The sequence below is a fragment of the Paenibacillus sp. J22P90 genome (assembly GCF_059692195.1).
The window spans coordinates 1-1630 of the sequence record NZ_JCAUAY010000029.1 but is presented as its reverse complement, the minus strand read 5'-3'; the positions used below and the strand labels follow the sequence as shown (position 1 = coordinate 1630).

The window sequence follows — 1630 nt, the reverse complement described above, 5'->3', positions numbered from 1 at the left end:
CCGTTAGAATTCCTGTGAAACGAATAATTTGGAATTTGAATAAAAAAGAGCGCCTCTGTACGATGGGAGTACGTAACGGGTCTACAGCCCTTAAAATCCCACATCAGGAGGTCGCTCTACTATGAAGTTTAAAGCACAAGATAAACAAAATCAACTCATTGAAAACATTACCGCTAATCACCTTGTTGTCGGTGTAGATATCGCTCAGGAGACTCACGTTGCTAGAGCTGTTAATTTCCGCGGTATTGCTTTGGGTAATCCACTTGAATTTAGTAATGATGAAGTTGGCTTCCGATCTCTTAATCGCTGGATCAGAGATTTGCTGGCTTCGTACAAGCTAAGCCAAATAATCGTCGGCATGGAGCCAACTGGGCATTACTGGCTTGCCCTTGCACATTGGCTTAAAGATACCGAAATTGAGGCTGTACTCGTAAATCCCCACCTAGTCAAAAAGAACAAGGAAAACCGCGACAATACACGATCTAAAAGTGACAAAAAGGATGCGCTTGTCATTGCTGACATGGTGAAAAACGGCTACTATTCCCCTGTCCGTTTTCATTCCGCAGAATACGAAGAGCTGCGAGTCCTTATGGCAAATCGAGAGACCGTTGTTAAGCGGCTTGTAAGCGCCGTGAATCAAATCCATCGTTGGGTCGACATTGTGTTCCCAGAACTTAGACAAGTCTTTAAAATCTTAACATGTAAAGGTGCATTGGAGACTCTTAGGTTGTTTCCAGTCCCCGCCGACCTATCTAAATTAGAACCAACCGATGTAATTGCGGAATGGAAAAAATCCATGAAACGACACTCAGGTGTGCGAAGGGCTAAGTTGCTCATTGAGCTTGCCAAGCAAACCGTTGGTTCTTCCCAGGCAACACATGCTTACAAACTCCATCTTGTGCATCTTCTTGAGGAGTATGACTTAGCTAACAAACAGCTGCGGAGAATCGAAGCTGAAGCTAAAACCGTACTTGAACGCATCCCCTATGCGGGTAAAATCCTAGCGATTACTGGTATAAGTGCGATTGCTTTAGCTGGTGTTTTAGGGGAGTCAGGTGATCTCAGCGGTTATATCCACGGAAACACTCTGCTCCGTCACGCAGGCCTTAATCTGACCGAGGCAAGCTCTGGGAAATGGAAGGGCCAAATGACGCTCAGTAAACGAGGACGACCACGTTTACGACACTTTCTCTACCTAATAACGATGTGTATGGTTATGACTAACAAAGAATTCAAGGCATTGCATAAACATAATGTTCAGGTTAAAAAGCTGAAAAAAATGAAATCCATCATGAAGTTATGTGGAAAATTGGCTCGACTTTTAGTAGGCCTAGCACGCAGTGAAGAAGCATACAACCCAGTGAAAGTCTTCGCATTAGCAGCATAAAAACTATGCATTATTAACGCAAGTTGGCGTATTCGCAGGATGACAAAGAAAGCACGGAGTATCGGGATACGTTACGCAAAAGGGCACTGACCCGTTCCGTTAGAAAGACCGACCTCCACCCCTTAGATAGATGTGACGAAGGAATGAGAGGGCTTAGACCCGTTGAGATATGGGAGCGAAAATCGTTAAGGGCCATGTGGAGAAAGCGTGCAGCAGATGGTATAAATTGGGTGATGTTACCCC

Annotated in this window: 1 protein-coding gene; it reads left to right on the top strand. The window is 44.6% G+C overall.

Annotated features, from left to right (window positions below; genetic code table 11):
• Positions 1-121 precede the first annotated feature (121 nt).
• Positions 122-1387, top strand: a complete 1266-nt coding sequence (locus AC58UX_RS32615; RefSeq protein WP_497260163.1) for an IS110 family RNA-guided transposase — start codon at positions 122-124, stop codon at positions 1385-1387.
• Positions 1388-1630: the final 243 nt, after the last annotated feature.